13 protein-coding genes are annotated in these 14,922 nt (G+C 68.7%); 11 read left to right on the top strand and 2 right to left on the bottom strand.

Translation table 11 applies throughout. The annotated features are described in order from the left end of the window. From AJAP_RS23295 to AJAP_RS23255, 9 genes are read left to right on the top strand one after another with little or no spacing between them, the layout of a single operon-like run. Positions 1-1,620, top strand: coding sequence for a class I tRNA ligase family protein (locus tag AJAP_RS23295; protein WP_038515233.1), 1,620 nt, complete (start codon positions 1-3; stop codon positions 1,618-1,620). 6 nt (positions 1,621-1,626) lie between these two features. Next, a complete protein-coding gene (locus AJAP_RS23290) occupies positions 1,627-2,886 on the top strand; it encodes an MFS transporter (RefSeq protein ID WP_038515231.1) in 1,260 nt (419 codons plus the stop codon). 31 nt (positions 2,887-2,917) lie between these two features. Further along, positions 2,918-4,669, top strand: coding sequence for an ABC transporter substrate-binding protein (locus AJAP_RS23285; RefSeq protein ID WP_038515229.1), 1,752 nt, complete (start codon positions 2,918-2,920; stop codon positions 4,667-4,669). After that, the gene (locus AJAP_RS23280; protein ID WP_038515226.1) at positions 4,666-5,946 is read left to right on the top strand and encodes an ATP-grasp domain-containing protein; all 1,281 of its coding nucleotides are present in this window, start codon (positions 4,666-4,668) and stop codon (positions 5,944-5,946) included. The genes AJAP_RS23285 and AJAP_RS23280 overlap by 4 nt, the downstream gene beginning before the upstream one ends. After that, complete coding sequence (locus AJAP_RS23275; RefSeq protein WP_038515224.1) at positions 5,943-6,407, top strand: cobalamin B12-binding domain-containing protein; 465 nt, start codon at positions 5,943-5,945, stop codon at positions 6,405-6,407. The genes AJAP_RS23280 and AJAP_RS23275 overlap by 4 nt, the downstream gene beginning before the upstream one ends. Further along, on the top strand, positions 6,404-7,714 hold the full coding sequence (locus tag AJAP_RS23270; protein ID WP_038515222.1) for a methylaspartate mutase: 1,311 nt from the start codon (positions 6,404-6,406) through the stop codon (positions 7,712-7,714). The genes AJAP_RS23275 and AJAP_RS23270 overlap by 4 nt, the downstream gene beginning before the upstream one ends. After that, positions 7,711-8,706, top strand: coding sequence for an asparagine synthetase A (locus AJAP_RS23265; RefSeq protein ID WP_038515220.1), 996 nt, complete (start codon positions 7,711-7,713; stop codon positions 8,704-8,706). Before AJAP_RS23270 ends, AJAP_RS23265 begins: the two co-directional genes overlap by 4 nt. Continuing rightward, positions 8,703-9,956, top strand: a complete 1,254-nt coding sequence (locus AJAP_RS23260; protein ID WP_038515218.1) for a glutamate synthase-related protein — start codon at positions 8,703-8,705, stop codon at positions 9,954-9,956. The genes AJAP_RS23265 and AJAP_RS23260 overlap by 4 nt, the downstream gene beginning before the upstream one ends. Further along, positions 9,953-10,282, top strand: a complete 330-nt coding sequence (locus AJAP_RS23255; RefSeq protein ID WP_037344313.1) for a hypothetical protein — start codon at positions 9,953-9,955, stop codon at positions 10,280-10,282. The genes AJAP_RS23260 and AJAP_RS23255 overlap by 4 nt, the downstream gene beginning before the upstream one ends. A gap of 254 nt (positions 10,283-10,536) precedes the next feature. Here AJAP_RS23255 and AJAP_RS23250 read toward each other — a convergent pair whose 3' ends face one another. Both AJAP_RS23250 and AJAP_RS23245 read right to left on the bottom strand, forming a co-directional pair. Further along, positions 10,537-10,887, bottom strand: a complete 351-nt coding sequence (locus AJAP_RS23250; RefSeq protein ID WP_037344315.1) for an MmcQ/YjbR family DNA-binding protein — start codon at positions 10,885-10,887, stop codon at positions 10,537-10,539. Further along, entirely contained in the window at positions 10,871-11,563 is a 693-nt protein-coding gene (locus tag AJAP_RS23245; RefSeq protein ID WP_038515217.1) for a hypothetical protein, read from the bottom strand. The genes AJAP_RS23250 and AJAP_RS23245 overlap by 17 nt, the downstream gene beginning before the upstream one ends. 187 nt (positions 11,564-11,750) lie before the next feature. Between AJAP_RS23245 and AJAP_RS23240 the strand changes: the two genes are divergently transcribed. Both AJAP_RS23240 and AJAP_RS23235 read left to right on the top strand, forming a co-directional pair. Further along, positions 11,751-13,217: an NB-ARC domain-containing protein gene (locus AJAP_RS23240; protein WP_038515216.1), complete on the top strand. Its 1,467-nt coding sequence runs from the start codon at positions 11,751-11,753 to the stop codon at positions 13,215-13,217. 87 nt (positions 13,218-13,304) lie between these two features. Continuing rightward, on the top strand, positions 13,305-14,873 hold the full coding sequence (locus AJAP_RS23235; protein WP_037344321.1) for a carbamoyltransferase C-terminal domain-containing protein: 1,569 nt from the start codon (positions 13,305-13,307) through the stop codon (positions 14,871-14,873). Positions 14,874-14,922 lie beyond the last annotated feature (49 nt).

The following is a 14,922-nucleotide window of genomic DNA, read 5'->3' as shown; positions in this document are numbered from 1 at the left end:
ATGACCGACAAGCGACCCGTCGTGATCATCGGCGGCCCGCCGACCTCCAACGGCGACCTGCACATCGGGCATATCGCCGGCCCGTACCTCGGTGCCGACGTGCACCGCCGGTACCTGCGCGCGGCCGGCCGCGAGGCCGTGTTCGCCTCCTGCACCGACGACAGCCAGACCTACCTCGTCACCAGCGCGGCCAGGGTCGGGCTGACGCCCCCCGAACTGGTGGAGCAGTCGACCGAGAACATCCAGCGCACGTTCAAGGCGATGGGTGTGGAGGTCGACGGCTTCTCGCCGACCGACGACGGCTACAAGGCGCTCGTCCACGACTACGTCAAGCGCTTGTACGACAAGGGAAAGCTGCGTCTGCGCAAGGTGCGGCTGCCCTACAGCGAGAGCAAGGGCGAGTTCCTGGTCGAGGGTTTCGTCGGCGGTGGCTGCCCGACCTGCCTCGCCGACAGCCGCGGCGGATTCTGCGAGGGCTGCGGGCATCCGATCGACTTCGACGCGCTCATCGAGCCGTACTCGGTGCTCGACCCGGCCGACGAGGTGACCTACCGCGAGACCGAGATCATGGTCTTCCCGGTCTCGGAGTACCGCGAGCAGCTGCTGGCCTACTACGAGGAGCGCGGTCCGGCGTGGCGGCCGCACGTGCTCGGGCTGATGCGGGAACTGCTGTCCGGGCCGTTGCCCGACTTCGCGATCACGTACCCGGTGAAATGGGGCCTGCCGGCGCCGTTCCTCCAGACGCCGGGGCAACGGCTCAACGCGTGGGTCGAGGGGATGCCCGCCTCGATGTACTGCACCGAGTACGCGTTGCGGCGCAACGGGAAACCGAAGGTCGCCGACGACGACGCCTGGCTCGCGGAGAACGACGCGCGGGTCGTGGTGTTCATGGGATTCGACCCCCTGTTCACCTGGGGCGTCGTCCACGTCGCCGAGCTGATCGCCCTCGAAGGACGCTACGTCCTCCCGGACACCTTGCTGGTCAACGAGTTCTACGAGCTGGAGAACGAGAAGTTCTCCACCAGCAAGGGACACGTGGTCTGGGCCCGTGAACTGGCGGCCGAGGTGCCCCGCGACATCGCGCGGTTCCACCTCAACCTCACCGCCCCCGAGTTCGCGCGGACCAACTTCTCCCGCGCCGCGCTGGAAAAGGTCGCGGGGGAGCGGCTCGTCACGCCCTGGAACGAGCTCGCCGAGACCTTGGCCAAGCTCACCGCCGAGGTCGGCGGCGAGAACGGCTCGCTCCCGGTGTCGACCGAAGCCACGGAACGGGCCGCCGCGATGGTCTCCCGGTTCGCTCTGAACTACGAGCTGGAGGACTTCAGCCTCAGCCGGGCCGCCGATCTGATCGTGCAGCACGTCGAACGCCTGCGGGCGGCGACGGAACGCACCCTGAAGGGCAACCTCGACCAGGAGATGCTCCGCGCGCGGCTCGGTGACCTCTTCCTCGAACTGCGGGCGTTGATCGGCTGTGCCTCACCGATCCTGATCGACCTCGCCGAACGTGCCGCCGCGGCGGGCGGGTTCGCCCTCCGGATCACCGCGGCCGCCTTCGACGTCACGCACACCACGGCCTTCCCCGTGCCCTCACTGGAATTCCCCCCGACGAGCGAGGTCTGACCCACCATGTCACTCGACAGCACCCCATCCACCGACGCGGTCCGGAGTTCCCGGCTCGCCGAACGCCTGCTGGTCCCGGCGGGATTCGTCACCACGGCGGGCAACGCGTTCCAGATCACCGCCGCCGCGATCCTGGTCTTCCACGCCGAGCAGACCACCCTCGCGGTCGGCTGGCTGTTCATCGCGGTGTCCATCCCGCAGGTCGCGCTCGCGGTCCTGTTCGGGAAGCTGGTCGACAAGGTCGACCGCCGGATGCTGTGCGTGGCGGCGGACCTCGTGAGCGCGATGACCGCGTTCGCGCTGCCGGTGTGGCTGTGGCTCGGCGGCCCGGCGAACCTCGGTTCCTATATAGCGAACTTCATGCTCGCCTGCACCGCGGCGTTGTTCATGCCCGCCAGCAACGGCCTCATCAAGGAACGGATCCGCGACGAGCGGCTCGGGAAGTTCAACTCGCATTTCGAGATGGCGAGCAACGCCGGCATGCTGCTGGCGTCTTCGCTGGCGGGCTTCCTGGTGATCTGGTTCGGTGCCACGCCGTTGTTCGTGTTCAACTCGCTGAGCTTCATCCTCTCGGCCGTGCTGGTCTACGCGATCGGCCGCAAGCCCGCCAAGGCACCCGTGGCCGAGGAGGCCGCGGCGACCGACCCGTCGGCGCCGGTCGAAGCCCCGGTGCGCCAGCCGATCAAGCGGCTCGCGCTGCTGTACGCCAACGGCAACATCGGCCTGATGGTCGCCAACGTCATCCTGACGACGCTGATCCTGCAGACCTTCAACCAGGGCGCGTGGATGATCGGCGTGGTCGACGCGCTGGCGGGTGTCGGGTTCATCGTCGGCGCGGCGGCGTACGGCAAGGTCAGCAAACGGTTCAAGGGCATCCATCTGGCCGTGTTCGGCACTCTCGGCAACCTGATCTGCCTGGCGATCCAGCCACTGCACTACATCGCGCTGATGGCGGCGATCCCGTTCGCCGGCTTCTGTTTCGCGCAGGGCCGGATCGCGGCGCGCACGCTGCTGATGCGGGCCAGCCCGGAGGAGCGGGTCGGCCGGATCTTCGGCAGCACCCAGGCACTCGGGCTCGGGCTCGGTGTCGGGGCGACGGTCGGGCTGTCCGCGCTGGCGGACGCGACCACCGTGCCCTACGCGTTCTGGGGGCTGGCGATCCTGCAGGGCGCGATCGTGATCGGCACCTACTTCAGTCTGGCGAAACCGTTGTCGGCGCAGGAGAAGCAGCGACCGGCCGAGGTTCTCGAGGCGACCGCCGCGTAAGCGCGGCCGAACTGCGGAGGAAGCGAAAGTCATGACGGACAAGCCGATCAAGGGCGGCGTGGCGACCTGGGCCTGCCTGCCCGGGTTCCCGCCCGCGGTGATCTTCCCCTTCACCCCGGGCGAGCGCTTCGGCGTGCGGAGCCTCTACGAGTTCCAGATGCTGATGTACCGGCCGCTGTACTGGCTGGGCCGGGACGGCGCGCCGGAGATCGACTGGGACCTCAGCGTCGGTGAAGAGCCGGTGTGGGACGAGACCGGCCGCACCTGCGTAGTCCGGATCAAACCGTGGAAGTGGTCCAACGGCGAGACGGTCTGCGCGGACAACGTCATCTTCTGGATGAACATGCTGAAGGTGAAGGGGCCGAGGTTCGGCGCCTACTCAGAGGGCTACTTCCCGGACAACCTGGTGTCGTTCGAGAAGGTGGCCGATGACAAGGTGAGCTTCACCTTCGACAAGGCGTACTCGAAGAACTGGGTGCTGCTGAACCAGCTCACCATGATCACGCCGATGCCGAAGGCGTGGGACCGCACCGCGGAGGGCCCGGCCGACGCGACGCACGACATCGAGCAGGCCGAAGCGGTTTACGAGTTCCTCATGGCGGAGAACGGCGACGTCGTCGAGGAGGACAACTCGCATCGCACACGCTGGGCCGACAGTCCGGTGTGGAGTGTCGTGAACGGACCGTGGCGACTCAAGAGCTACACCGAGGAAGGTGTCGTCACCTTCGTCCCGAACGAGCACTACAGCGGGCCCAATCCGGCGCATCTCGACGAGCTGCGCCAGGTCTCGACGACGTCGGACGAGCAGCAGTACGAGCTGCTGCGGTCCGGCGACGTCCAGGTCGGTTTCCTGCCGCCGGGGATGGGCGTCCAGCCCGACGGCGACCCGACGAAGGGCGGGCCGAACCCGCTGGGCGACGGGTTCCAGCTGGAGCCGCAGATCCTGTTCAACATCAACTTCATGGCGGTCAACTTCAGCAACCCGACCGTCGCGGGGAACATGATCAGGCAGCCCTATGTCCGGCAGGCGCTGCAGAGCTGCTTCGACCAGGAGTACGGCGCCCGCGAGGTCTACCAGGGTTACGGCTGGAGCCAGACGGGATCGATCCCGGTGCTGCCCAAGAGCGACCTGGTCTCCCCGAAGATCGCCGAACGCGGCGGATTCTGGCCGTTCGACCTGGAGAAGGCGCGGCAGCTACTCGCCGACAACGGCTGGGACGTCACCACTTCACCCGCGGTGTGCGTCCGGCCCGGCACCGGCCCCGGCGAGGCGGGCGAGGGCATCCCGGCCGGCACCGAACTGAGCTTCTCCTTGCGCTACTGGGAAGGCAGGCCGTCGCTGGCGCGGCTCATGGCGCAGTTCCGGGACGACGCGGCCAAGGCCGGGATCGAGATCCGCCTCGAAGAGGTGATGGGGTCGGTCCTGGTGGCGGAGGACGGTCCCGGCGAGAAGCGGATGTGGCAGCTGTCCTGCTGGGGCGGCGGCTGGGTCTACAACTACCCGACGGGCGAGAACCTCTTCCAGAGCGGCGCCGCCTGCAACTTCAGCAACTGGCGCGACGCCAAGGCGGACGAGCTCATCGCGAAGACCGTCACCACGGACTCGCTCGAAGCGCTTTACGAGTACCAGGAGTACATCGCCGAGCAGGCGCCGGTGATCTTCATGCCGACGTTCCCGCGACGGCTGTTCGAGGTCGCGGGCAACCTGCGCGGGTTCTCGCCGATCAACCCGTACGGCCTGATCAACCCGGAGAACTGGTACTACGTCGAGGAGGGGTCATGACGCGCCCGGTGGTGCTGGTCGGGTTCGTGGCCGCGGCGCTGGGATCGTCCATCAAGGACTTCCAGCCGGACGGCTCGGTCATCTTCGTCGAAGAGCCCGACGTCGTCCGCAAACGCGACGCGCGGAAGACCGTGGCCGGTTCGGCGCTGGTGCGCGAGCTCATCGAATGGGAGTTCCACCTGCCCGGCAAGGCGGACGAGTTCTACCACGTCCACCACGACCTCGACCCGGCCGCCGTGGTCCCGCTGACCGAGTACGCGACCCCGTTCGCGGCCCGGCTCGCGGAACGCTACGGCGTGGCGGGCGCGGGATTCGGCGCGGCCCAGATCCTGCGGGACAAGGCGGTGCTGCGCCTGGTCAGCCGGGCGGCGGGGATCGCGAACCCGGCGTCGGCGCGGGTCGAAAGCCCGGAGCAGGTCCGTGAGTTCATGGCGCGGCACCCGGGGAAGACCGTGCTGAAGCCGTCGAACCGGCAGGCGTCGGTGGGGACGCAGGTGCTCACCGACCCGGCCGAGGCCGAGCAGGCGTGGACGAACTGCGTCGTGCAGGACGAGGGGATCTTCGTCCCGGACCGCGCGATGGAGCTGAAGATGCTCGCCGAGAGCTTCGTCGAAGGAGACGAGTTCAGCGTCGAGATGCTGCTGCGCGACGGCGAGCCGCTGTTCGCCAACGTCACCGGCAAACGGCTGTTCCCCGGTCCGCGGCCGATCGAACTCGCGCATATCGTCCCCGCCGACATCCCGGACGAGCTGACCGCGACGCTGACCGAGGAGACGCGGCGACTCACCGCCGCGACCGGCTTCCGCACCGGGATCGTCCACTGCGAGTGGATCGTCTCGGACGGCGTCCCGTACCTGGTCGAATGCGCCGGCCGGTTCGCCGGCGACGGCATCATCGAGCTGATCCAGCGCGCCTACCCGGTGGAGCTCAACCGCGCCTACTTCTCGGTGATGAAGGACGAGCCGGTCGTGGACCTGTTGCCACGCAAGGCCGAACGCGGCGCCGCGGTCCGGTTCCTGTCGATCGAGCCCGGCCTCATCGAGGACGTGCGCGGGGTGGAAAAGGCGGCGCAGTCCGAAGGCGTGTTCATGTGCGACGTCAGTGTTTCGGCGGGCGACCGGTTCGACGGGCTGCGCAGTTCGTGGGACCGCGTCGGCGATCTGATGGTGACCGCGGACAGCCCGGCGGAGGCTTCGCGCCTGGCCGAAGAGGCGGTCGCGCTGATCGAGATCGACGTGCGGCCGGACCGAGGAGAGAGGGAGAACGCTGCACCATGACCATCGAAGCCGTCCAGCCCACGCTCCCGGACGCCGGTCTCGACGTGATCGTCACCGGGCTCTCGTCCGACGCGCACACCTGGAACCTGGTGTACCTGGAGCTGTTGCTGGAGGAACTGGGCTGCCGGGTCACCAACCTCGGCGCCTGCGTCCCGGACGCGACCATCGTGCGCGAATGCGTCACCCGGCGGCCGGATCTGCTGGTGATCAGCAGCCTCAACGGGCACGGGCGTCAGGACGGCGTCCGGCTGATGGAAGCCTTCCGCGCCCGGGCGGAGCTGGTCACGACGCCGGTCGTCATCGGCGGGAAGCTCGACGTCACGGGCGGCAGCAACGCGGCCCGGCTGCTGGAGGCCGGCTTCGACGCGGTGTTCGAGGACTCCGCCGGGCTGACCCCGTTCCGCACGTTCCTCCGCACCTTGTCCGTCCGCGCTCCCGGTGTCCCGCTGGGCGCGGGATGAACGTGCTCGCCCCGCGGCGGGGACTTTCGTTCGGCGAGGTGGTCGCACGCCACCACGCGCAGGGGGAGCTGGTCGTCCAGCCCCGGATGGGGTTCGCCGATCCGGGGCGGATGACCAGGGGGCTGCTGGCGACCCGGTCGGCGCGGGCCGCGACGGTCGGCACGATCACGATCGACAGCTACACCAGGGTCGGCGACCACGAGGCGGCGCGCGCGGCGTTGGCGGCGGGCGCCGATCTCAACGGGTACCCGCTCGTCGACCACGATCCCGTGACGACGGCGGCGTTGCTCGACGGCGTGCTGACCGGGGACTTCCCGGTGCAGGTGCGGCACGGTTCGGCGGATCCCCGCCGGATCGTGCGGGCGCTGCTGGACTTCGGGTTGCACGCGACCGAGGGCGGCCCGGTGTCGTATTGCCTGCCGTACAGCCGGATGCCGCTTTCGGCGGCCGTCGACAACTGGCGGCGTTCCTGCGAGACGCTGGCGGAGGCCCGGGGTCCCGAACTGGAGCCGCATCTGGAGACCTTCGGCGGCTGCATGATGGGCCAGCTGTGCCCGCCCGCGCTGCTGGTCGCGCTGAGCGTGCTGGAGGGGATGTTCTTCTGGCGGCACGGGATCCGCTGCCTGTCCTTCAGCTACGCGCAGCAGACCCACGCCGGGCAGGACGAGGAGGCCGTCGCCGCGCTGCAGGCGCTGATCAGGGAATACGTGCCGCACGCGCGGACGCATGTGGTGATCTACGGCTACATGGGCGTCTACCCGAGGACACCGGGCGGCGCGCTGGAGCTGATCGCGGAGTCCGCGCGGCTGGCGGCCCGCACCGGCGCGAGCAGGCTGATCGTCAAGACCACCGCCGAAGCGCACCGGCTGCCGACCGTGGCGGAGAACGTGACCGCGCTGGAGCACGCCGCCGAGGCCGCGCGGGGTGTCTCCCGGATCGGCAGGCTCGGCGACACCGGGATCCACGCGCAGGCGAAAGCGTTGGTGGACAACGTTCTTTCGCTCGACAACGACCTCGGCAGGGCGCTGGTCACCGCGTTCGCACGCGGCCAGCTGGACGTCCCGTTCTGCCTGCACCCGGACAACGCCGGCCGCGCCCGCGGGCGGCTGGCCGACGGCGGCCGCCTGGAGTGGCAGCGGATCGGCGCGATGCCGCTGGGCGATCTCGTCGACCTGCCCGGCGACCGGCGGATGACCTCGAACGATCTGCTGGACGCGCTCCGGTACGTCGAGCGGTCGTTCGACGAGAAGTACGGGTTACCCGGAATCGAGACCGTGAACCGACTGACACAGGGGAGTAGGACATGACCGGAACACCGGACGCGGCGCTGCCGCCGGGCACCCGCGAACATCTGACGTCGCCGGTGACGCAGGCGGCCCTGCGCATCCAGAACAGCATCACCGCCGGCACCCGCGAGTACCTCGGCATGAACGGGTTCGTGGAACTGCAGCCGCCGTTGATCGGGCCGGTGACCGACCCGGGATGCCGCGGTGCCAAACAGGTCGACGTCGACTACTACGGGCACAAGTACAAGATGATGACCAGCGTCATCCTGTACAAGCAGGCGTCGTTGCTCGCGTTCGACAAGATCTTCTACGTCGCCCCGAACGTGCGGCTGGAGCCGCTGGAGACCTCGACCACGGGACGGCATCTGGTCGAGTTCACCCAGATCGACGTCGAGGTCGCCCGTGCGAGCCGGGAGGAGGTCCTCGACGTCGCGCAGGGCCTGCTGCGGCACATCGTCGCCCACACCCTGCGGGAGTCCAAAGTGGACCTCGCCACGCTGGGCCGGGACCAGGAGGCGTTCACCGCGCTGCTGGAAGAGGACTTCGAGCGGATGACGCATCGCGAGGCGGTGTCGCGGCTGCAGGGCCTGCGGCACGGGCAGAGCGCCGACGCGGAGATCGACTGGCAGGGCGAGCGGATCATCTCCGAGCAGACGAACCGGCCGTTCTTCATCGTCGACTACCCCAAGGGGTCGCGCGGGTTCACCGACGGCGAGTCCAGCACCGAGCCGGGGGTGCTGCGGAACTTCGACCTCATCGCCTCCGACGGGTTCGGCGAGCTCTGCAGTGGCGGTGAACGCACGCACGAGTACCGGCGGCTGATCGAGCGGATGCGGGAGACGGGGGAGAACCCGGCGAAGTACGCCTGGTACCTCGACCTCGCGCGCGAGGGGCTGCCGCCGAGCGCCGGGTTCGGGATGGGGCTGGAACGGGTGACGCGTTACATCGCCGGGCTGGACGCGATCTGGCAGGCGAACGCGTATCCGAAGCTGCCCGGGATCGCGACGCCGTGATCACCGCGCGGCAGCTCCCGGAGGACGCGATCCGGGCCAGGGCGAGAGAAGGCAGCGCGGCGATCTTCCCCGACGTCGCGGGATACGGCCGGTCGCTGTTCGGCGCGGACGTCGACACCCCGCCGGACGAACTCGACCGCGCGCGGATCGTGCCGCCGGTGTTCGTCCCGCGCCGCCTGGAGAAGATGTTCGACCTCGCGCGCGAACCGGTGTACGGCGACGTCGGCCTGTCGACCGTGCTCGGCGGGTTCACCGCGCCGTCGCCGGTGTTCCTGTGCGCGTTCGGATCCACGCAGGTCGCGGGCAGCGGGCTCGGGATCGCCGCGAGCGAGCAGGCCGGCAGGCTCGGGATGCCGATGGTGATCGGCGAGAACGTCGTGCCGATGCACGGCTACGGCCGGATGGGCGAGAGCGTCGAGGACGGTCTGCTCGGCCGGATCCGCGCGTACGCCGACGCCGTACCGGACGGGCTGGGCGGCGTCGTCGTCCAGCAGAGCACCGAAGACGCCGACGCGGAGGTGTGGAACCTCGTCTACAGCGACCCGTCCGCGACGAAACTGCTGGAGACCGGGCGGCTGGCGTTCGAGCTCAAGGTCGGTCAAGGCGCCAAACCGGGACTCGGCGGGATGACCGTGCTCTCGCGCACGGCCGCCGGCGAGATCGCCGAACAGTACACAGTGGACGAAGCGTTCGGCAGGGATCAGGCCATGGTGCTGCGGTCCAGCAGTCCCGGCACGTTCACCGGCGAGATCCTGCGCCAGCAGATCCACCTCATGCGCAACAACTACCCGCGTGCCCGTGCCTGGGTGAAGCTGCACCCGGGCCGCGACGTCGGCGAGGCGGCGCGGGTCGCGTGGGCGGCGGGTGCGGACGCCGTCACCGTGGACGGCGCGGAGGGCGGCACCGGCTGGGCGCCGTCGGTCTTCCTCGACCAGGTGGGCCTGCCGCTGGTGGAATGCCTGCGGCGGGTCGGCAAACACGACGCGTCGCTGCTGGTGTCGGGGCGGATCTGGGAAGGCGCCCGCGCGCTGAAGTGCCTGGCGATGGGGGCTTCCGCGGTCGGCCTCGGCCGGGCGGCGCTGCTCGCCGTCGACGAGGACGCGACCGAAGGGCTCGTGCGGCTGGTGCGGTGCCTGGAACTCGAACTGCGGTTGCTCGCCAGCGCGCTCGGGAAGTACGACCTCGCGGATCTCACCACGGACGACCTCTGGTTCCCCGGTTCATCGGCACGGACGGAGCAGGACGGATGATCAATTACGACGGGAAACGGTTCCGCAAGGTCAGCACCGACCCGGACGCGCCGGTCACCCTGTACCGGCAGAAGGACGATCTGGTGTGGGCCGAGCTGACCGGCGGCGGAGTGCGGCTCGGCTCGCTGACCGGGAAGTGCGGCGAGGACGGGACGATCGACATGGCCTACACGATGGTGCTGGCCAGCGGTCAGGTGATCTCGGGGCACAGCACGAACACCCCGGAGTTCCTGCCGGACGGGCGGATCCGGCTGAACGAGGTCTGGGAGCGGTACGGGAACCCCGGCTCCCGCGGCACCTCGGCGATCGAAGAGGTCGCGGAGTAGCCCCTTTCGCGCGTGAAGGCCCCTTCCCTCGGCTCAGCCGAGGGAAGGGGCCTTCACGCGTGCTTGGCCCCGGAACTCGCGTGATCAGACGGACGACACGCGTGACTGGAGGGACGACACGCGTGACTGGACGGAGTTCGCGTGTGTCGTCCATCTGATCACGTGTGTCGTCCGTTCAATCACGCGAACCCGCAATTCACGGGACCGAAAAGGGCAATCGAGGGGGCTGAACGGCGCACGCCGAAAGGAGCAGTTCAGCTCGGGTTCTTTTCGAGGTATTCGGCCCAGACCTTCTTCGGGACGCACATTCGCCACGAGTCGACGATCAGCTCTCGTAACTCTTCGTAATCGAGCGCGGACAGCCGGGCGCGGACCCACTGATAGCGCATATCGGAGGGAATCGGCATCATGAACTTGTCCGGCTCGCCCGCCACCAGCGCTTCCCGCTCTTCTTTGGGATAGCCGAATCCCATCACGGTTTCGTCGGGTGAGAGCGAAAGGAAGACGATTCGCCCCACGCGGAACTTCGCCCGGTCCCGGACCAGCGCCTCATAGGCGCGGGGCAGCCCCGAAACGATCTCTCTGACGTCATCCCCGGTTACCATTTTTCCACCATTCTCCGCTGTCCGTGCCCCAGTCACCCTTGGCGCCCATGGTGAAGGCGACGTAGAGGTACTCGTCGAGGATCTTCGCCAGTGACACGGGCCTGCCCATCAGGGCGGGGATCTCCGCCCCGCCGTCTCCCGCCTCCGCGGTCACCGCGGCGGCCCACGCGCGGCCGAGTCGCAGATGCCTTCCGAACGCGGCGCCGTCACGCGCGCCGTGGAGGGTCGCCGCGATGGCGGCGTCCCACGGCATGATCGTGTTGGGCCGCAACGCATACAGTGCCTTGGCCGCGGCGGTCGGGCCCAGCGTACGCCTCGTCCGTCCCGCTGAGACGGCGACACCCGCGAGGTCCGCGTACGCCTTCGCGGCGCTGTCGATCCCCTCGTCGGTCAGGTCGACGAGGTCGGCGGTGGGCAGCGTGGCGCTCCAGGTCTCCCACCAGGCCAGGACCCCGTCGTCGAACGGCGCGGGCTCGCCTTCCCGCGGGTACCGGATCCGGCATCCCCACGAGTTGAGCCAGCGAAGAAGAATTGTGCGATGTGCGGGCTGTGACAGGTCGATCGCGGACTGCGTTTCTTCCACGAGTCGAAGCCATGAGGCGTCCACATTCGTGAAGCCGTTGAACACTTCGGCGGCTCGCCGGAGTTCGGCGAGTGGCGGCAGGGGGTCAGACATGGGCGAACCCTATCCGGTGCCACCAAGGGGGTGAATTTCCGCGTCCAACTATTGGACTTTGTACATTGAGTCACCTATTTGTATCTGCTGCATCGTTCATTGGTCCTTTAGGGTTGTGGCCAGGAAGGCTGCAAGGATGACGGTCACGCAGCGCGATTGCGTTACCCCATCCAGGGGAGGAGTTGGCATGGGCAGACCCGAGCGACCGTTGGACGGCTCCACTGGTCCGATCGCCGCATTCGCTCACGATCTGCGCGTTTTGAGGAACCGGGCGGGAAACCCGAGTTACCGGGAACTCGCCAGGACGGCACTGTTCGCACCTTCCGTGCTGTCCAGCGCGGCGAGTGGCCACCGGTTGCCCACGCTCGCCGTGACGTTGGCGTTCGTCTCCGCGTGCGGTGGGGATCGCGCGGCGTGGGAACGGCGTTGGCGGAGCGTCGCGGGACAGACGGGTGGCGGCGCGGAGGTGCGCGAGGAACGCGCGTCCGTGCCACAGCAGGCCGAAGCACCGCCGGATGGCGTGCACGCGTTGGCATCCGGCGTCATCCGGCTCGCCCGTCCGGCCCAGCTGCCGATGGGATCGAGGACTTTCGTCGGCAGGGAAGGGGATCTGGCCGACGCCGCGGAGATGATCGGCGCGAGCGGCCCGGTCAAGGTGCCGTTGCTCGTCAGTGGTCCGATCGGGGTGGGGAAGACGGCTTTCGCCTTGCGGCTGGCGGAAGAGGTGGCGGCGGACTTCCCGGACGGGCAGCTCTACGCCGATCTGGGCGGCAGCGGAACCGGCGGCCGGTCGGCCAACGGGATCGTGCGCGGATTCCTGCGCGCGCTCGGCGTGCCGGCGCATCTCGTGCCCGACGACCCGATGCAGCGGATCGGGCTGTACCGATCCCTGCTGGCGGAACGCAGGTTGTTCGTGCTCCTGGCCGGGGTCCGGGACGAGGGCCAGGTGCGGCCGCTGCTGGGCCAGGCCCCGCACAGCCAGGTCGTGGTGACCAGCCGCGCCCGGCTGCTCGGGCTGGAGGACACGAACCGTGTCGAGCTGGATACGTTTTCCCGCAAGGAATCCCTGGCCTTGATCGGCCGGATCGCCGGGCCGGCCCGGGTGCGGGCGGAGCACGACGCCACCGACATGATCGCCGAACTGTGCGGGGACCTCCCGCTGGCGATCAACATCGTCGGCCGCAAGATCGCCGCCCGCCCGGAGTGGGCGATCGCGTACACGGCGGGCCAGCTCGCCGATCGCGAACGGCTCATGGACAGCCTCTGCGTCGGTGACGTCAACGTGCGGGACCGGTTCATCGCGGCGTACGAACAGCTTTCGCCCACCGAACGGGAGGCCATCCACCACTTCGGGCAGAGCGGGGCGGGCTGGACGACGTCGATCGGCATCGCCGCGGCGATGGGCATCATGATCGAGACCGCCGACGAACTCCTCGAGTCCGTGGTGGACGCCGGACTTCTCCAGCGCGCCAACGTCGCCGGCCGGTACGCGGTCTCCCGGTTGGTCAGTGCGTTCGCCTCCGAACGGCAACGGGAGCCGGGCTCGTTCGCCGCCGCCGTCCCGATGGCCGGTCACCGGGCACGGAAGAACGCGTTCGAATCGCTGCGCCACGAGGCCGTGCGCACCCTGCCGGGTGGCTCGTCCGAAGGTTGATTGTTCTCCCCGCGCCGAGCTTCCGGTCAACGGGCCGCGCGGCTTGAATGAGTCGACGAATGAAGGCGAGCGAAATTCGGTGACACAATGCTGATTCTGTCGATGAAGGAGGGCCACGATGGCGGGATCGTGGCGATCGAGGACGGCAAGCTGCTGTTCGCGCTGGAGTCGGAAAAGGACAACTACCCGCGCTACGACCGGATCACCGGCGAGCTGATGGCGCGTGCGGCGGGCATGCTCGACAAGCAGCCCGACGTGGTCGCGCTCGGCGGCTGGGTCAAGGGGGAGTTCTCGGTGGAACCGCCGTCCCGCACCGGATACTTCGGTGTCGGCGAGGGCGCGATCTCCGACGAGGCGGGCAAGTTCTTCGGCAAGGACGTGCGGTACTTCTCCTCCACCCACGAGCGCTCGCATATCTACACCTCCCTCGGGATGGCCCCCGCGGCACCCGGCCAGGCGTACTACTCCCTGGTGTGGGAAGGGAACATCGGTGACTTCTACCGGATCGACGAGCGCGGCGAGGCCACCCACCTGCAGCACGTCCTGACCGACCCCGGCGCGAAGTACGCGTATCTCTTCGCGCTGGCGGACCCGGGTTTCCCGCTGGGCAAGGGGAAGTTCCGGTTCAACGACGCCGGCAAGCAGATGGCGCTGACCGGGTTCGCCGAGCCGGGCCCGCTCACGCCGGACGAGCAGAAGACCATCGACTTCATCCTCGACCGCGACGGCATCATCCTCGGTCTGTCCAAAGAGGAGATGTCCTGGTCCCATCTGTACAACGCCGGGGTGTGGTCGCAGGAATACCGCAACGCGGCGGCGAAACACTCGCAGGCGATCTTCAACCGGTTCTACGACTACGCGGAGAAGAACCTGACCGAAGGCCTGCCGCTGCTGATCTCCGGTGGCTGCGGCCTGAACTGCGACTGGAACCGGTTGTGGCGGGAGAGCGGCCTGTTCTCCTCGGTGTTCGTGCCGCCTTGCCCCAACGACAGCGGTTCCGCGCTGGGCACGGCCATCGACGCGCAATGGTTCTACACCGGACAGGCGACCATCGAGTGGGACGTCTACGCGGGGGAGAACTTCGTCGAGGACGTCGTCCCGGATCCCGCGAAGTACGAGACGCGGCCGCTCGTGGCGAGCGAGGTCGCGAAGTACATCAAGGACGGCAACATCATCGGCTGGGCACGCGGCCGGTACGAGATGGGCCCGCGGGCGCTGGGCAACCGGTCGATCCTCGCCGCGCCGTTCACCGTGGACACCACCGTGCGGCTCAACAAGATCAAGCGCCGTGAGGACTACCGCCCGATCGCCCCGATCGCGCTGGAATCCGACGCTCCGAAGTGGTTCGTCGGCTCGGTGCAGGACCCGTACATGCTGTACTTCAACCACGTCACCTCCGACGAGTTGAAGGCCATCACGCACGTCGACGGGACCGCCCGCACCCAGACGGTGACGCGGGAACGCAACGCCGGCATCACCGACCTGCTCGAGGCGTTCCGCGAGCAGACCGGGTTCAGCGTGCTGTGCAACACCTCGCTGAACAACAACGGGCGCGGTTTCCTCAACCGCACCAGCGATCTCATCGAGTACGGGGAGACGTACGGCCTCGACGGCTACGTCATCAACGACACGTTCGTGACCCCGCGCGCCTCCTGAATCCTTGCCCAACGAGGGTAAGGCCCGGATGCCACTCCCAGCTGTGGCA

This window comes from Amycolatopsis japonica (genome assembly GCF_000732925.1).
Taxonomy (GTDB): Bacteria; Actinomycetota; Actinomycetes; order Mycobacteriales; family Pseudonocardiaceae; genus Amycolatopsis; species Amycolatopsis japonica.
The sequence above is the reverse complement of the archived record's forward strand: the minus strand, read 5'-3'. Positions and strand labels throughout refer to the sequence as shown.

What these genes read in the sequence shown, in the direction of transcription:
- AJAP_RS23295 (WP_038515233.1), top strand. Translation starts at nt 1, where the DNA reads ATGACCGACAAGCGACCCGTCGTGATCATCGGCGGCCCGCCGACCTCC.
- AJAP_RS23285 (WP_038515229.1), top strand. Translation starts at nt 2,918, where the DNA reads ATGACGGACAAGCCGATCAAGGGCGGCGTGGCGACCTGGGCCTGCCTG.
- AJAP_RS23270 (WP_038515222.1), top strand. Translation starts at nt 6,404, where the DNA reads ATGAACGTGCTCGCCCCGCGGCGGGGACTTTCGTTCGGCGAGGTGGTC.
- AJAP_RS23280 (WP_038515226.1), top strand. Translation starts at nt 4,666, where the DNA reads ATGACGCGCCCGGTGGTGCTGGTCGGGTTCGTGGCCGCGGCGCTGGGA.
- AJAP_RS23290 (WP_038515231.1), top strand. Translation starts at nt 1,627, where the DNA reads ATGTCACTCGACAGCACCCCATCCACCGACGCGGTCCGGAGTTCCCGG.
- AJAP_RS23250 (WP_037344315.1), bottom strand. Translation starts at nt 10,887, where the DNA reads ATGGTAACCGGGGATGACGTCAGAGAGATCGTTTCGGGGCTGCCCCGC.
- AJAP_RS23255 (WP_037344313.1), top strand. Translation starts at nt 9,953, where the DNA reads ATGATCAATTACGACGGGAAACGGTTCCGCAAGGTCAGCACCGACCCG.
- AJAP_RS23240 (WP_038515216.1), top strand. Translation starts at nt 11,751, where the DNA reads ATGGGCAGACCCGAGCGACCGTTGGACGGCTCCACTGGTCCGATCGCC.
- AJAP_RS23275 (WP_038515224.1), top strand. Translation starts at nt 5,943, where the DNA reads ATGACCATCGAAGCCGTCCAGCCCACGCTCCCGGACGCCGGTCTCGAC.
- AJAP_RS23245 (WP_038515217.1), bottom strand. Translation starts at nt 11,563, where the DNA reads ATGTCTGACCCCCTGCCGCCACTCGCCGAACTCCGGCGAGCCGCCGAA.
- AJAP_RS23265 (WP_038515220.1), top strand. Translation starts at nt 7,711, where the DNA reads ATGACCGGAACACCGGACGCGGCGCTGCCGCCGGGCACCCGCGAACAT.
- AJAP_RS23235 (WP_037344321.1), top strand. Translation starts at nt 13,305, where the DNA reads ATGCTGATTCTGTCGATGAAGGAGGGCCACGATGGCGGGATCGTGGCG.